A 15,999-nucleotide genomic window follows, 5' to 3' on the forward strand; every position below is an offset into this window, starting at 1 on the left:
GGCCACCGTCCCCGTGCGGAAACTCCTCCCGAAGGGACTGTGACCTAAGGGAGTGTGACCCGTGGCTTCCCCTGGACGGGGGCCACTTCATCATGTCCTGTGCCACTGGAGGCGCGGGGGCGAGGCAGTGGGAACACCGGACGCGCCCTGTGGTGCCGATGCTCTTGAGTTCGCCCCAGGGCCGGCGGTCATGTCCGGACACGGTGGCGTTGTGGACTGACCCCGCGGACTCGTTTGAAGGCGGCGCTGAACGCGAATGCGCTGCCATAACCAACCTGACGGGCTATGGAGTCAATCGTGGTGTCCGAGTTCTTGAGGAGATCGGCGGCCAGGTCGATTCGCCACTCGGTGAGGTATGCCATTGGTGGCATGCCGACGAGGTCGGTGAAGCGGCGGGCCAACGTCGCTCGGGACACCCCGGTCCGCCCGGCGAGCGCGGCCACCGTCCAGGCATGGCCCGGGTTGCTGTGTATGAGTCGCAGGACGGGCCCGACGACCGGATCCCCGTTGGCTCGGTACCAGGGCGGCGCATCGGTATCGGGCCTGGTGAACCATTCGCGGAGGATGGCGACCAGTAGGAGATCCAGAAGTCGTTCGAGCACGAGATCTTGACCCGGCTCGTTTCGTACGGTCTCCTCGGCGAGTAGCGACACCAGCGCGGACTCGCCGTGGGTGGCCCTGGGGATGACCAGAAGCGGGGGCAACGCGCTGAGCAGGCGCGTGGCGATCTCGCCCGGTCCCCGGCACTTGCCGATCAGCAGCACCGACGAGTCGTCCGCACCGTCCTCGCAGGTTCGCATGCCGTTGACCCAGGTGCGCACACCCATGTCCGCGACCTCGGGCAGCTCCACACCCGCTGCGGTCGTCCGTCGGGGACCGGGCTCAACGACCACTTGGATCGGCGTGCGGGGATCATCGGCGAAGGTGAACGCGTCCGGGCCACGCATCACCGCGATGTCGCCTGCATCCAGTCGCACCGCATCGCCAGTGCTGGGTACAACCCAGGGCGTCCCTCGCAGGATGGCAACTACGTTGAGCGGCGCCCCGTCCCGCACCTGCACCGACCACGGTGGGTTCAGGATGGACCGCAGGACCAACGCGTCCTTGGCCCTGGCTCCGTCGAGCAAGATCGACAAGGGATCCACCGGCGCAGTATAAGACGCACCATTATGGGCCTGCGAGCCTCGACCATGGGCTCGTAACCCGGCCTCCGGGTAAATTGTGGATCATGACAGCGACTGGACCGACAACGTTAGTCCTCGCGGGGACAGGCAAGACCGGACGCCGGGTCGTGTCCGGGCTCGTAGCGCGTGACGTGCCGGTACGGGTTGGCTCACGGCGTGCTGACCCGCCGTTCGACTGGGAGGACGACACCACATGGGAACCCGCGCTGCGAGGCGTGGACGCAGTGTATGTGGCCTACTACCCCGATGCGGCGTTCCCCGGTGCGGCTAGGACCGTGGGTGCCTTCGCAGACCTCGCGGTGAACTGCGGCGTCCGGCACCTCGTCCTGCTTGCTGACCGCGGTTCTGCCGAGGCCGAGCGGTGCGAACAGGCGGTGCGGGACTCGGGTGCGGAGTGGACCATCGTGCGGGTCGGGTTCATCACCCAGAACTTCAGCGAGGCGTTCCTCGCAAATCTGGTCCGGGCCGGTGTGGTCGCGCTTCCGGCCGGCGACGTCGCGGAACCGTTCACCGACGCAGAGGACATCGCGGATGTCGCCGTCGCGGCGCTGACCGAGAACGGCCATGCCGGCCAGATCCACGAAATAACCGGACCACGACTGCTCACGTTCGCCGAGGCCGTCGGCGAGCTAGCGAGGGCGACCCACAGGGAGCTTCGTTATCTTCCGGTCACGCACGAGCAGTTCATCTCGTCGCTGACCGGACGAGGTGTGCCGGCCGAGTACGCGACGCAACTGGCCGACCTCATGGTCGAGGTCTTCGACGGCCGCAGGGCCCACGTGACCGACACCGTCGAGCGTGTTCTCGGCCGCCCGCCCCACGACTTCACGGAGTATGCCCGTGAAACCGCCGCAACCGGAGTCTGGGATGCCCCTGCTGAGTCCTCTCGTGGAGCCTGACGTGCTCGGGACGTCGGAGCACAGCTCGCTAGGCCCGACATGACCACCGGCAGCCACGGTCCTCACCGCCTGGGTCAGGTATTCGTCATGTGGCTGTCGATCTACCCGGCCCTGACCCTCGCGTTGTGGCTCTTCGAACACTTCGGCTTGTCGCAGCTCGCCCTGCCGCTGCGCACGCTCATCCTGACCGCCGTACTCGTGCCCACCATGGTCTATGTACTGATCCCCTTGGTCACGAACGCGCTCAAGCGCGCGACCCGGGTCAAGTCATCGGCAAAGTCGTGATGCGCCGAGCTCTCATCGGATACTCGGTCCGCCCGTAGCACCAGCTACGTACCACGAATCGACCCCCTGTACCGCCCAATACTCGATACAAACGCGTGACCAGGCATTTCTCAGCCGACTACGTTGCTTGTCGTGCTCGTTGATCACGTCACCGAGGGAGTCAGGGCCGCCGAATGGGGGCATAGCGAGCGATAACCGTGGTCGTGGTCTTGATCGAGACCTTGGTGCGATCGATGGTTATGTCGAGACGAACGACAGCGGGTTCGGCTACATCGCGCGAAACGATGACGAGAACGACAATCAACTGGACTTGCTGATCACGTTCCTTCTCGTGCAAGCCGGCAAATCATGAGTGCCCTGCATCACCGACGCCAGGACCTCGGAGAGTGACCTGCAATGTCAAAATTAAAGTATCCCCGGGTGCGTCCGATTCTATATGTGTCATTGACAGCCGTTCTTGCTGTTGTACTGGGAGCGGGTGTGGTCGCCGACCAGACGAGGGCAGGCCCCAAGTCCCTCCAGGCTGACGGCTCGATTACGAGTCAGACCATCACTGGGCCTGAGTGCAAGTCGCCGGTTGGCAGATGCTTTGTCGCCACCTTCGAGGGAACTCTCCAAGGATCGGCCGAGTTCGTCGGAAAAAGCATTACGCAGACTTCACAGACGGGCATGAAGTTAATCAATGGAAACTTCGTCATTCACGACGTTCATGGAGACATTACCTGCATTGAGGATTCACTGCTCAACACTGCTCCGGGAAGCGATGGTGAGGTCGATGGTGAGTTCGTCTTCCTCTGTGAGATCACCGGTGGCACCGGGAAATGGGCCGGTGCTTCCGGCTACCTGCAGGCCACCGGGAATTTGAATGGAATGAAGGGTACAGCGCGCTACGTCGGTAAGCTGAACGTCAAGTAGCAGGCCGGGCGCTCTGAAGTAGTCCAGCCCGCCATCAGGCGAGGCATGGCAAACGCAGGTCAGTGTCTGCCTCAGTCGCAAACCGCCGGGATATTCTTTTCTTTCCCTGGTTGCTGTTCGCGCCCCGCGCCGGGCAAACCAAGACCCGCAGAACGAGCCGAGTGCGCGTGAGCCCGACCCCCAACTCAGATGACCGACCCGGTGGTTCATTGCTCAGCGTTCTCGAACTGTCCACGCATAGCCGTGAGGAACGGGAGAGCCGTAAGGAGGATCATGCTGACTGGAGATGCTATGAGCTCATCGACGAGCGTTACGGACGAAGCGCAGGAGGCGCCGGGTCGCACGGACTGGGTGGCCCTGGCACGCGAAGTCGGGCCAGCGTTCGCGGCGCGGGCGGTTGACTTTGACGAGAGAGATGCATTCGCTGCCGAGAACTACGCCGAGCTGAAGGCACACCGCTTCTTCTCCGCCGGTGTGCCGACTGAGTTGGGTGGCGGCGGTGCCTCACACCCGGAGCTGAGTGCCATGCTGCGCGAGCTGGCCCGTCACTGCGGTTCTACCGCGCTCGCGCTGTCGATGCACACCCACCTCCTCGGCACGATTCTGTGGCGCCGGCGCCAGGGAGAACCCGTGGAGCCGTTGCTGCGACGTGTCGCTCAAGACGAGATCGTCTTGGTCGGCACCGGGGCTTCAGACTGGGTCGACTCCTCGGGCACGGCCAAAAAAGTGGAGGGCGGTTACCGCATCACCGGGCACAAGTTCTTTGGCAGCGGCTCTCCCGCCGGCACGCTGCTTCTCACCAGTGCGGTGTATGAGGATCCTGAGGATGGGCCGACCGCGCTGCACTTTCCAGTACCTATTGCCACAGAAGGCATGACCGTACTGAATAACTGGCGAACCATGGGGATGCGCGCTACCGGCTCCAACGACATCGTGCTCGAGAATGTCTTCGTCCAGGAAAGCGACGTCTGGCTGCGCCGTCCAAAGGGCCAGTGGCACGTCTTCTTCACCACCGTCGCCGCAATCTCCCAGCCGCTGATCATGTCAGTTTACACCGGTCTCGCGGAAACCGCCTCAAATATGGCGCTCGGCATTGCGCGTAAAAAAAGCAAGGCAGGCCACGACCCCAACCTGCCGTACCTGCTTGGCGAGATGGAAAATAGCTTGGTGACGGCGCAGCTCGCGGTGCAGAACTTGGTGGACCTGTGCAACGACTACGCGTTCGAACCGACCGTCGCCACCGCCGACGCCGCGATGGTCCGCAAGACAATCGCTGCCAACGCCTGCGTCCAAACTGTGGAGAAGGCGCTCGAAGTGGCAGGCGGAGGCGCCTACTTTCGCAGCGTTGGACTGGAGCGCCTGCTGCGCGACGTGCACGGAAGCCAGTACCACCCCCTTCAAGAGAAACGTCAGCACGTCTTCACCGGCCGTGTCGCTCTGGGATTGGACCCGGCCGGTTAGTGGTCCCTCGCTTCGCTTCTGAGCATGGAGAACCGAGAGGGATCTGTGATCTACCCCAGAAGAGCGCCGCTTTCGCCGACCCTTCAGCAAGGACCGCCGGTAAGAGGTGTCGAGTGGTCGACTGCGCAAAATGCCCACTCGACCACCAGCAAGGTAGGCAAGGACGGCTCAACGCCGCCGTTGCACAGCCCGCGCGGTCGAGTAAGGCTAGCGAGCGACTGAGCGAGAACCTTTCCGTCGGCCCGATCTTGACGACATGTAATGCAGGAATTTAGATTCCCATCGAGTGCTGGGTTGATCGCATTACCGGCTGTGCCACGATCAGCATAAATGGTATGTCGACACGGAAACTTCTGTTTGCCATCACCAGAGCTCGCGTGCCATAGGGAACATGCGCCGGTACCTGAAGCGATGAAGGACAGCTAGGGAAACACCCACGACAGTCGTAGCGTGGCTCAATACTGACATCCGGTGCCTTCTTTGACCGCCGTCCCTTACTTTAGTACCGAAGAGGAGAGGTCATGCCAATGCTCGACGATCCGTCAGAGCACCCGGCTACCCCCGTCCAGCCCAGCACCGTCTCGCTCGCCTCGATGGGGAACGACATGCCACCCGTCGACAGCGATACCTTTCGTGCGATTATGGGAAGCCTGCCGACCGGCGTTTGTGTGGTCAGTGCGATCGACCAGGACAACGAGCCGCGTGGGCTGACCTGTAACGCGGTCTGCAGTCTGTCCCAGGACCCACCGCTGGTACTGGTATGCGTCAACCTGCTCAACGAAAGTCTGAACGCACTTCGCGGCAGCCGTGGCTTTGTGGTCAATGTGCTACGCGAGGATCGCCGCCGGGTGTCTCAATCGTTCGCTTCCCGCTCCCCTGACAAGTTCGACGGAGTCTTCTGGGAACCGAGCTCCGTGCTCGAACTCCCGTTACTGACCACCGACGCACTCGTGCACGCAGAATGTCGCATCGTGGCCGACCTCCAGGTCGGCGACCATGCCATCCTCGTCGGCATGATCGTAGGCGGCGTACCCCCACTGGCCGGCCGTCCGCTCATGTATTGGGACCGTGGCTATTCCAATTGGCCGGACGCAGCGCTTACGGGAAGATCAACCAACAGTGCCTAAGCCAACAGCACGTCAATGAGTCCATCTTCTCGGCCGGGCATCACAATCGCGGACGGAGTAATGAAACGGTGACCACACAACGCCACAGTAACAACAAGGAACCCTACGACGTCGCGATTCTCGGCACTGGTATCGGCGGGTCGATGCTCGGTGCCATTCTGGCCCGTCACGGTGCCAAGGTACTGCTTATCGACGCCGGTCAGCACCCTCGGTTCGCGATCGGCGAGTCGACCATTCCCTACACTCTGCTCACCCTGCGGATCCTCGCTGATCGATATGACGTGCCAGAGATCAAACAGTTGGCAACCTTCACCGACGCGAGCCGCACCATCGGTAACACCTTCGGGGTGAAGAAGCACTTCGGCTTCCTGCTGCATCACGAGAACGAGCCGCAGGACCCACGAGAGGTCAGCCAGTTCAACACCCCCGGACTCCTGCACGAGGCCGCACATCTACACCGGCAGGACACCGACGCCTACCTGTTCCACGTTGCGATACGCTATGGCTGCACGGCCCGGCAGAACTGTCGAGTGGCCGACGTGGAATTCGACGACTCAGGCGTGACTATCGATACGGTCAACGGCGAGCAGTTCCGCACCCGTTATCTCGTGGACGCCAGCGGATCCCGGTCCCCCTTAGCGGAGAAGTTCGGGCTACGGGAGGACCCCTGCAGGTTCAAGCACCATTCCCGGTCCCTGTGGAACCACATGCTTGACGTCACACCAACGGACAAAGTCCTCGACCGCCCGCGCGAGCACCGACCGCCGGTTCCCTGGTATGAAGGCACTGTCCACCATATGTTCGAACGGGGCTGGTTCTGGGTCATTGCCTTCGACAACAACAAATTGTCGAGCAACCCCCTGTGTAGCGTGGGCTTGACCCTCGACGAGCGCCGGTACCCCAAGCCTACCGACATCTCGCCCGAAGAGGATTTCTACCGGCACGCCGCACGGTTCCCGGATGTCGCCCGACAGTTCGACGGCGCCAAGCCGGCGCGAGAATGGGTTTCGACGCCTCGGCTGCAGTACTCATCAAGCAACACCGTGGGTGACCGATGGTGCCTGCTCGCGCACGCGGCCGGCTTCATCGACCCGCTGTTCTCTCGCGGTCTGTCCAACACCGCAGAGGCGATAAACTCCCTGTCCTGGCGACTGATACGCGCTGTCAAAGACGACGACTTCTCCGCCGAACGCTTCGAGTACGTCAACCGGTTGCAGCAGCGCCTGCTCGACCACAACGACGAGCTCGTCAACGCAGCCTTCATCTCCTGGTGCGACTACGACCTGTGGACCGCAGTGTTTCGTGCCTGGGCCAGTGGTACGAATGCCGGCAGCTATCGATTGTCCAAGGCCATCACCGAGTTCAACAAGGACGGCCGCGACGAACACTTCATGGCCTTGGAGGAACCAGCGCACCTGGGGTTGTACTGGCCAGACCATGATGGTTTCGCCAAGTTTTTCGAATCCATGGTCAGCCAGTGTGACTCGGTTGAGCAGGGCATGCTCAGCCCGCGGCAGGCAGCCGACAACATCTACACCCAACTGCGCGAGGCCGACTTTGTACCCAAGCATTTCGGTTTCGCTGAACGGGGACAGCGCTTCATCAACCCCACGCCACTGCAGTTTATCAAGACGGTGCGTTGGGCAATGCGTGAAGGTGACCCCAAGCTGCGCGAACTGACCATCGGCAATGCCAAGGAGGCACTCAAGGCCCGGGTCAAGGGACAAAAGCTGTACTAAGCCGCTGCGCAGATGATGACCGATCGTCCGCAACGGAAGACGATGTAATCACTCTGGTTCGCACTTTTGAAAGCGCTCCGGGTCACCAGAATCGCTGATCAGGAAGAGTTCGTCGCATCCCGCGCGCTCGCGGGATGCGCGGAGAGTTTTGTTATAGACTCCGGCCACATGAGAAGATCGGTGGACACCACAGCGGAAAATCCAGCGCCTCGGCGCGTCGCCACTCCTCGCCGGATCGGACGGATCTAATTTATTCCGAGCACATGGCCCGGCGCGGTAGCGATCCCACAACAGTTTACGGTATTCCGAAAGTTTGCCCGTCGGTGCCATCGTATTCCTGTCCCCGGAACCCTGCCCTGAGCCCAGAGTCGATTTGACTGCGCTACCCGGGAGGACGTAATGATCGCGGCCACCTCTGCCAGAACCGTCAGCTCGCAGTGGATTGGTGGCGAGTGGGTGCCCTCCGACGCCGACGGCGGAATCCCCGTCATCAACCCGAGTGATGAAAGCACCGTGGCGACAGTGCCGGCCGGCACTACCACCGATGCACGGCACGCGGTGGCAGCGGCCCGTGCCGCTGCCGACTCGTGGATGCGAACCACTGTGACGGAACGGATCCGATTCCTGGAACAGTTGGTAGCCGGCCTGAAGGCCAGGGCGGACGAACTCGCCGATTCGATCATCACCGAAGCCGGCGTGCCCACTAAGGTGGCACAGCGAGCCCAGGTTGGCCTGGCCATCGAAATTGCTGAGTCCTTTGCGGACATCACCGGGCAGTTCGAATTCCAGCGACGGGTCGGTAACTCTTTGGTGGTGCGCGAACCGGCCGGCGTGGTCGTGACGATCACCCCGTGGAACGTACCGTTGCTGCTGAGCCTCCAGAAGATCGTGCCCGCGCTGATGGCCGGCTGCACCGTGGTGCACAAGCCCAGCGAGCTTGCCCCGTTGAATTCCTACCTGCTCGCCGAGATCATCGCTGAATGTGACCTGCCGCCGGGGGTGTTCAACCTGGTGGTCGGTGAGGGCGCGGTGGCGGGTGCGGCGCTGGCCGGCCACCCCGAGGTGGACCTGGTGTCGTTCACCGGTTCGGTGCGCGCCGGGCGTGAGATCAGCCGACAGGCCGCGGAGCAGATCAAACGGCTCCACCTGGAACTGGGTGGCAAGAGCGCGAGCATCGTGCTCGACGACGCCGACCTGGAGCTTGCGGTGCGCGCCACGGTGGATCAGGTCTGCTTCAACACTGGCCAGACATGCCTGCAATGGAGTCGGCTGCTGGTGCCGTCGCACCTTCAGCAGCAGGCACTGGAGCTGGCTGGGGAGATCGCCGGTCAGTACAAGGTCGGCCCGCCGAGGGATCCCGCCACCGACCTTGGCCCGTTGGTCTCGTCCTCCGGTCTGGAGCGGGTGCGCGGATATATCCGTACCGGCCTCGAGGAAGGTGCCCGGCTGGTGGCCGGGGGAACGGAAATGGTGGAGGGACTTCCGGCCGGCTACTACGTGCGGCCGACGGTGTTCGGCGACGTCACAGAGTCGATGAGGATAGCCCGCGAGGAGATCTTCGGGCCGGTGCTGTCAGTACTGCCCTATGACGGGGAAAAGGAGGCGATCCGGATCGCGAACGCCACTCCGTACGGGCTGCACGGCTCAATCTGGTCAGGTGCATTAGACCGCGCGCAACGGGTGGCCAGGCAGGTGCGCACCGGACAGTTGGAAATCAACGGCGGTGCATTCAACGTCCTGGCACCATTCGGCGGGATGAAGCAGTCTGGCATCGGCCGGGAATGCGGCGTCGAGGGATTGGACGGGTTTTGCGAACTCAAGTCACTCCAGTTTCCTGACCGCTCGGCTAAGCTGGTCGGTCCGCACCTGCGTGAAGACAAATAGCCATGCGCCTAACCGATCGCATCAGCTACCGAACTCATCAGGATCAACTTTGAAGGAGCCGGACGCGTTTCATCCGGGACGGTGGTGTGGCACCATCCGCGCGATCGTTACGACGGCTCTGTCGGCGGATTTCACGATATCTGTGGCCTTCGAGGAGTACATGCGATGAACCTAAAGCAGAACGGATCTGGCCGCGCCGACGACGGATTTATTCGGCTGGGTGGACTGTGGCATTCCACGTTTCGGCGGCTTCTCAGCGGAAAAGGTCTCTGGCTCGGCGAAATCTTCAGCAACGCTGCGCGCAAACACCCCGGGACCGAAGTGGAGCTCGACCGTCCGCTGCAGTGCTTCGCCGAGCACGGGCTGCACTTCACGGTCACGCAGCTGGCCGAGCTGGTCGACGAGCTGGCCGCGCGGCTAGGGGCGGCGGGGGTTCGACCGTCCGAGCGGGTGGCGATCTACAAGACCGACAACTTCGACATCGTGCTGCTGGCCTGCGCGGCTGCCCGGATCGGTGCCGTGCCCGCCTTGCTCTCCCCGGCTCTGGATGGGGACGTGGTCGCCAAGCTCCTGGACCGGATCGACCAGCCGTGGCTGATCACGGACGGTGACACGCTGGACGGTGAGCTGCGGGAGATGCCGGTCGCCGACATCACTCGGGCGGTCCTGCTGTCCGCGGGAGCGTCGCGGCCGGACGCGATCTCGCTGAGCTCGCACGCCGGTGCACCTCGGCGTCAGCCGGTGCGTCAGCGCCCGCGCGACCCAATGGTGATCACGCACAGCTCGGGCACCACCGGACTACCCAAGCTCGCCGTGCACTGCCCGGAGGGTTTTTGGCACCGGCAGGCTCCGCAGAAGCTCATTGCCTGGCCGATCCGCGGCCGGGAGAAGGCTGCACTGAGCATGACTCTGGTACACGCCCGGTTCTACATGGCACTGGAGATGTTCCTCGATCGGGGAAACTCGATGCTGGTGGCCGTCGACCCGGACCCGGCGAAGATCGGCCCGCTGCTGGTACGGACCCGGCCGGGATTCCTGGAGACCCACCCCAACACCTTCGTCGACTGGGAGGTACTCGCCGATGCGCCCGGCGCACCACTGTCCAGTGTGCGCTTCTTCAACGCAGCGTTCGACGCAATCCACCCGAGGACGATCAGCCGGATGCTGCATGCATCCCGTCGGTCCCGACCACTGTTCTTCCGGTTCTATGGCCAGTCGGAAATCGGTCCGGTGTCAGGCTACTGGTATACGCGGCGCAGCGCCCCCAACGCCATCGGCCAGTGCGTCGGTTTCCCGCTGTTCGGCTTCATCTCGATGCGCATTGTCGGGCCCGACGGTCGTCGGCGGCGCGCCGGCCAACCCGGTCATATCGAGGTGCGCGGCCCAAGCGAGATCCTGACTTACCTCGGCGAGGAGGAACGCTACGCCAGGGAAGTGCACGATGGCTGGTGGCGGATGGGCGATATGGGCTACCTGGATCGATGGGGCCGGCTGTACCTGCGCGACCGGGAAGCCGACCAGATCGAGTCGATGAAAAGCAACCTGGAGATCGAGGATCTCCTCATGTCCCGGCTGGACGAACTGCGCGAAGTGGTGATTGTGGCCGGGGCACACGGCCAGCCGGTTCCGGTGGTGGCCACGACGGGAGAACAGCCATTGGACGAGCAGCGTTGGCAGCAAGCGACCCGAGACCTGCCGACGATGGCGCCGGTAGTGCAGTGCCGACACGAGCAGCTGCCCTACACCGCGACGCGGAAGATCCGCAGGCGCGAGCTCACCCGCCTGCTGCGAGAGGAAGTCATCGTCAACAACCAAGTACGGTGAGTAATCTGAAACGGTCTGACGATGAGGGGACTCAACGTCGCATGGATGTGCAGCCTTTGAACCGTCGGGCGCTGGCCCTGGCCAGTGAGGTGATTGCCGCCATCCGGCCGGAACAACTCGGCCTGCCCACGCCGTGCTCGGCATGGACCGTGGGCGACCTGCTGCGCCACATGATCAGTCAGAATAAGCGATTCGCGGCCGCGGCCAGAGGAGAGGAGGCCGACGCAGCCTGCCCGTTGGACGGCGCCGAGCTCGGTGACGATCCGGCGGCGACCTACCGGGATTCCGCTGACCTGGCCGTCGCGGCGTACCTGGTCGAGGACATCGCCGACCGGCGGATGGTGCTGGAGGAACTGCCGGGACCGCTACCCGCGCCGGTGGCGATCAGCTTCCACTTCACCGATTCCTTGGTGCACGGCTGGGATGTGGCAAGGTCCATCGGGGTACCGTTCCAGCCGCCGGCTGAGCTCTCCGGTGCCGCGCTCGGGATGGCATCCCGGATTCCCGACGAGGCCCGCGGTCCCGGGGGAGCATTCAGCCCGGTCGTCGAGCCCGTTTCCAACGCCAGCGATTTCGATCGGCTGCTGTGTCTGGTCGGCCGCAACCCGTACTGGGCTGCCCCAGTCACTTGAGGTGGCGGGTCCGTCCGCGTCGGCCCGCAGAATGCTGGATTCCCGCTGACCGAGCCCGGAATTTCCACACCTGAACACGCCCTGGTTCTTGTGAACGCCCGCCGGGTATCCAATAATTGTTGTTAAGGCGCTTGCGTCGAACCCGTGTCCTTGTCCGCGACTAAATCAGATCGTTCGAAACCGATGCCAGGACCACGCTGGCGGGTTTGCGTTAACTCGCATGTTTGGTTATATTCAATTGGCCGCTCGCGGAATTCTTCCGGTTGTGCGAGTTTATTAGTGGGCTGGCACTCGCGTGCCCAAGGAGAGCAAATGACGCAATTTGCAGAACATTCTTCGGTTGTGTCCGGAACCGACCGATTAGCCGATGCGGTGTCGAAGTGGGCAGAACACAGTGGCGCGCGAACTGCTGTCCGCGCATTCGACGGGGTCCTCAGTTTCGCTGAACTGGAGGATCGGACGCGGATGCTCACCGGCAAGTTAGCGGCCGAGGGGGTTGGCCCGCAGACATCCGTCGGGCTGTTCCTGGGCAGATCCCGGGTGGGGCTGCCCGCCCTCCTCGCCGTCTGGTCGCTCGGCGCCACAGCGGTGCTTATCGACGAGCGGCACCCGGTGGACCGGATCAACTTCATGCTGCGCGACGCCGGCGCACAGCTGCTGCTTGCCGATCAGCTCCCAGCAGGTGCGGCACCGCGACGGGTCCGCACGATCAGCTCAGAGATCACTGGTGTACAGCCGGCCGAGCCGGTGACGCCGAATCCGGAGGACTGCGCCTACATCGTCTATACCTCGGGCACCACGGGCTGGCCCAAGGGGGTGGAAGTAACTTACCGCAACCTCGGGATTTTCCTCGACGCACTTGCGAGCCTCGAACTCAAGCCAGGCGGCATGGGCGTCAACGCGGTCTCCCCCGCGTTCGACGGCTGGCTGTGGTGCACGCTGCTGTACCTGCTGCACGGACAGGGCATGGCAGTCATCGACTTCGCGGCCGTAGAAGGCTCCGGCGACCTGTCCGCGCTCGTCGCCGAGCACGAACCGACGACCGTGTGCCTCACCCCGACCCTGGTGTCGGCTCTGGAGCGGATTCCCGCCGCGGATGTGATCGTGGTAGCCGGCGAGCCCTGCCCGCCGAGCCTGCTCCCCCGGCTCTCCCACATCCCTCGCGTGCTCAACGTGTACGGCCCCACCGAGACGACGATCGCTGCCACCTGGGCCGATAGCACCCATGGCGACGACCCGGCGACCATCGGCCGAGCGCTGCCCGGCTACCTAGCCTATGTGTTGGACGAGAACGGTCGGCCGGTCGAGCGTGGCACCGAGGGTGAACTCTACGTTGGCGGCCCCGCGGTGGCGCGTGGCTACCGCAACCGTCCCAGCCTGACCGCACAGCGGTTCCTGCCCGATCCGTTCATGGACGGCGACGCCCATATGTACCGCACCGGTGACCTGGTGCGGGAACGACCCGATGGACAACTGGAGTTCCGTGGCAGGGCCGACGAGCAGTTCAAGGTGCGCGGCTTCCGGGTCGAGGTCGGCGAGCTCGAGAGCACCGCCCTGGACATCGACGTCGTGCAGGCGGCCGCCGCGTACGTGATGTCCACCGGGGACAGTCTGGGCCTGGCCGTGACCACGGCGCCCGGTACGGATGAAGCCGAGTGCACCAAGCAGATCCGCGAACATTGCGCCTCCCGGTTGCCCGACTTCATGGTGCCTTCGGCGGTGGAAGTGGTCAGCGTCCTGCCGGCGCTGCCGACCGGCAAGATCGACCGGGCAGAGCTGGCTCGGACTTCTCGCGTGGTGACCACAGGACGGGCCCCTGGAACCGAACGCGAGCATCAGGTCTGCGAGGTATGGAGCAGCCTGCTGCCACATACCGTCCACGACGTCACGGCGAACTTCTTCGAGCTTGGCGGCCACTCGCTGCTGGCTGCACGTGCGGTCGGAGCCCTGCGCCAGCGCACCGGACTGCCAGTGTCGGTGAAGCATCTACTGGCCGAGCCGACCGTCGCCGCTCTAGCCCGTGAGTTGGATCTGCTCGCGCTGGCCCAGTCGGGAGACTCGTGATGGGTGGCTCCTGGCTGGTGCCCTGGCATCCACGCCCCGACGAGCGTCCACTGCTGGTATGCATGCCGCCGGCGGGCGCGGGATGTAGGCAGTTCGGAGCGTGGCAAACCGCGCTGGGCGACGACGTCTCAGTGGTCGGGGTTCAGCTGCCTGGCCGGGAAACCCGATGGGCGGACCCGGAACCGTCCACGATGGGGGAAGCAGTCGGGGCAGTGGTGGCCGAGCTGACCGACCTGGTCTCCACCGACCACCCGATCATCCTTTTCGGACACAGTTTCGGCGGGCTGTTTGCCTACGAGGTCGCCAGATCGCTGTGGCGGCAAGGGAGAACCTGGCCGCGTGCCCTCGTGGTGGCGGCGTGCAAACCGCCCAGGGAGTGGGTCGGCGCGGGCCGCGGCCTGGCCGACGATGAGGACGAGCTGACCAACCTGCTTGACGCCCGCGGGCTGAAAGCCGAGGACATGGATGAGGACAGCCGGGAGTTGATGCTCGAAGTCCTTCGGCAGGACGCCCGGTTGTCGCTCAGCTTCGCCGAACCTGACCAGCCGGTGGTCGACTGCCCGCTGGAGGCGTGGGGTGGTCGGGATGACCTCACCGTCTCGCACGAGCACGTGGCCGGCTGGCGGGACTATGCGGGCGGTGAGTTCAAGGAACGGCAATTTCCCGGTGGCCACTACTTCTGCCTGGAGACGCCTGCTCCCGCTCTGGAACTGCTGTGCTCGATGGCTCGTCAGTCGCCAACCGACACGAAGGGAAGCACGCAGTGATCGAAGCGCCGACCGTGGACCTCACCGACCCCGAGCTGTTCTCCAGCAACAGGTTCTGGGAGGTGCTGGCCTGGTTGCGGGCCAATGACCCGGTGCACTGGCACCCGGACGCTGAGGGGTCCGGTTTCTGGGTCGTCACCCGCTATGACGACGTGACCGCCGTCTATGCCGACGCCGAGTCGTTCAGTTCCCGGTTCGGCATGCGACTCGGCAGCAATGGCGACGCAGTATCCGCGGTGTCGCAGCGAATGCTCATAGTGTCCGATCCACCCGACCACACCCACCTCAAGCGAGTGCTGTCCAAAACCTTCGGTGCCAGCGAGATGTCCCGGCTGGAAGGACTGGTGCGGGACGTGGTGCGCGAGGTGGTGGCCGACGCCGTTGAGGCGGGCGAGATCGATCTCCTCGAAGTGGCCAAGCTGATCCCCAACTACGTGGTGTGTGCGGTGATGGACCTGCCCCGCGAGGACTGGGACTGGGTCGGCAGAACAACCACCAACGCGTTCGAGGGCGAGGACGAGGAGACCCGCAGCGGCGCTCACGGCGAAATCTTCCTTTACTTCGACGACCTGCTGCGGCAGCGCCGGGGCGGCTCCGGCGAGGACTTCATCAGCCGGGTAGCGCGCGATCGGCGGGCCACCGACGTGTCCGAACAGGACCGGCTGCTCACCGATGAGGAGATCATCTTCAACTGCAACGGCGTACTCGCCGGCGCCAACGAGACGACCCGATACTCGACGGCCGGCGGCGTGCTCGCGCTGGCGGAAAATCCCGACCAGTGGCGCAAGCTACGCACAGGCGGCGCGGCCGCGATCCCGGACGCCGTCGAAGAGATCTTACGGTGGACGGTGCCGGGCGTGCACGCACTACGTACCGTCACTCGGCCGGCCACCATCCGCGGCCAGCCGCTCGAAGTCGGCGACCGAGTCACCATCTGGAACGTCTCGGCCAACCGGGACGAGGCCGTGTTCGCCGACGCCGACAGGTTCGTGGTGGATCGCTCGCCCAATCGCCACATTACATTCGGCGCCGGTCGCCACCTGTGCCTGGGTGCCCGGCTGGCACGGCTGGAGCTCTCCGCTTTCCTCAGTGAGTTCCTCGACCGGGTCGAAAAGATCGAACTGTGCGGAGAACCGCAGTATAACGCCTCCAACTTCACGTGGGGACTTCGCAAATTACCAGTACGACTCGCACCGAAACAGAAAGTGCCCTGAGAGG

14 protein-coding genes are annotated in these 15,999 nt (G+C 64.0%); 12 read left to right on the forward strand and 2 right to left on the reverse strand.

Features of this window, described 5'->3' with window-relative positions; genetic code table 11:
* Positions 1–188: 188 nt before the first annotated feature.
* A complete protein-coding gene (locus ACYVAN_RS15765) occupies positions 189–1,145 on the reverse strand; it encodes an AraC family transcriptional regulator (RefSeq protein WP_460960265.1) in 957 nt (318 codons plus the stop codon).
* Between the two features lie 83 nt (positions 1,146–1,228).
* On the opposite strand from ACYVAN_RS15765, the gene ACYVAN_RS15770 reads away from it, so the two are divergent.
* Both ACYVAN_RS15770 and ACYVAN_RS15775 read left to right on the forward strand, forming a co-directional pair.
* Positions 1,229–2,083, forward strand: a complete 855-nt coding sequence (locus ACYVAN_RS15770; RefSeq protein WP_460960267.1) for an NAD(P)H-binding protein — start codon at positions 1,229–1,231, stop codon at positions 2,081–2,083.
* An 87-nt stretch (positions 2,084–2,170) separates the two neighbouring features.
* A complete protein-coding gene (locus ACYVAN_RS15775) occupies positions 2,171–2,368 on the forward strand; it encodes a hypothetical protein (protein ID WP_460960269.1) in 198 nt (65 codons plus the stop codon).
* A gap of 160 nt (positions 2,369–2,528) precedes the next feature.
* On the opposite strand, the gene ACYVAN_RS15780 is transcribed toward ACYVAN_RS15775, so the two are convergent.
* Positions 2,529–2,705 (reverse strand): hypothetical protein, encoded by a 177-nt coding sequence (locus tag ACYVAN_RS15780; RefSeq protein ID WP_460960271.1) that lies wholly within the window; start codon positions 2,703–2,705, stop codon positions 2,529–2,531.
* Between the two features lie 143 nt (positions 2,706–2,848).
* On the opposite strand from ACYVAN_RS15780, the gene ACYVAN_RS15785 reads away from it, so the two are divergent.
* The 10 genes from ACYVAN_RS15785 (at position 2,849) to ACYVAN_RS15830 (ending at position 15,995) form a co-directional block, all read left to right on the forward strand.
* Positions 2,849–3,283, forward strand: coding sequence for a hypothetical protein (locus ACYVAN_RS15785; RefSeq protein WP_460960273.1), 435 nt, complete (start codon positions 2,849–2,851; stop codon positions 3,281–3,283).
* A gap of 273 nt (positions 3,284–3,556) precedes the next feature.
* Entirely contained in the window at positions 3,557–4,744 is a 1,188-nt protein-coding gene (locus tag ACYVAN_RS15790; RefSeq protein WP_460960275.1) for an acyl-CoA dehydrogenase family protein, read from the forward strand.
* A 521-nt stretch (positions 4,745–5,265) separates the two neighbouring features.
* Entirely contained in the window at positions 5,266–5,871 is a 606-nt protein-coding gene (locus tag ACYVAN_RS15795; protein ID WP_460960277.1) for a flavin reductase family protein, read from the forward strand.
* Between the two features lie 68 nt (positions 5,872–5,939).
* Positions 5,940–7,610 (forward strand): NAD(P)/FAD-dependent oxidoreductase, encoded by a 1,671-nt coding sequence (locus ACYVAN_RS15800; protein ID WP_460960279.1) that lies wholly within the window; start codon positions 5,940–5,942, stop codon positions 7,608–7,610.
* Positions 7,611–8,009: 399 nt separating this feature from the next.
* Positions 8,010–9,494, forward strand: coding sequence for an aldehyde dehydrogenase family protein (locus tag ACYVAN_RS15805; protein ID WP_460960281.1), 1,485 nt, complete (start codon positions 8,010–8,012; stop codon positions 9,492–9,494).
* A gap of 165 nt (positions 9,495–9,659) precedes the next feature.
* The gene (locus tag ACYVAN_RS15810; RefSeq protein WP_460960284.1) at positions 9,660–11,318 is read left to right on the forward strand and encodes a class I adenylate-forming enzyme family protein; all 1,659 of its coding nucleotides are present in this window, start codon (positions 9,660–9,662) and stop codon (positions 11,316–11,318) included.
* Between the two features lie 41 nt (positions 11,319–11,359).
* Entirely contained in the window at positions 11,360–11,950 is a 591-nt protein-coding gene (locus ACYVAN_RS15815; RefSeq protein WP_460960286.1) for a TIGR03086 family metal-binding protein, read from the forward strand.
* 279 nt (positions 11,951–12,229) lie between these two features.
* Positions 12,230–14,014 (forward strand): non-ribosomal peptide synthetase, encoded by a 1,785-nt coding sequence (locus ACYVAN_RS15820; protein WP_460960287.1) that lies wholly within the window; start codon positions 12,230–12,232, stop codon positions 14,012–14,014.
* Positions 14,014–14,781, forward strand: a complete 768-nt coding sequence (locus ACYVAN_RS15825; RefSeq protein ID WP_460960289.1) for a thioesterase II family protein — start codon at positions 14,014–14,016, stop codon at positions 14,779–14,781. Before ACYVAN_RS15820 ends, ACYVAN_RS15825 begins: the two co-directional genes overlap by 1 nt.
* Complete coding sequence (locus tag ACYVAN_RS15830; protein ID WP_460960291.1) at positions 14,778–15,995, forward strand: cytochrome P450; 1,218 nt, start codon at positions 14,778–14,780, stop codon at positions 15,993–15,995. Before ACYVAN_RS15825 ends, ACYVAN_RS15830 begins: the two co-directional genes overlap by 4 nt.
* The last annotated feature ends 4 nt before the right edge of the window (positions 15,996–15,999 follow it).

This window comes from Parasphingorhabdus pacifica (genome assembly GCF_054779195.1).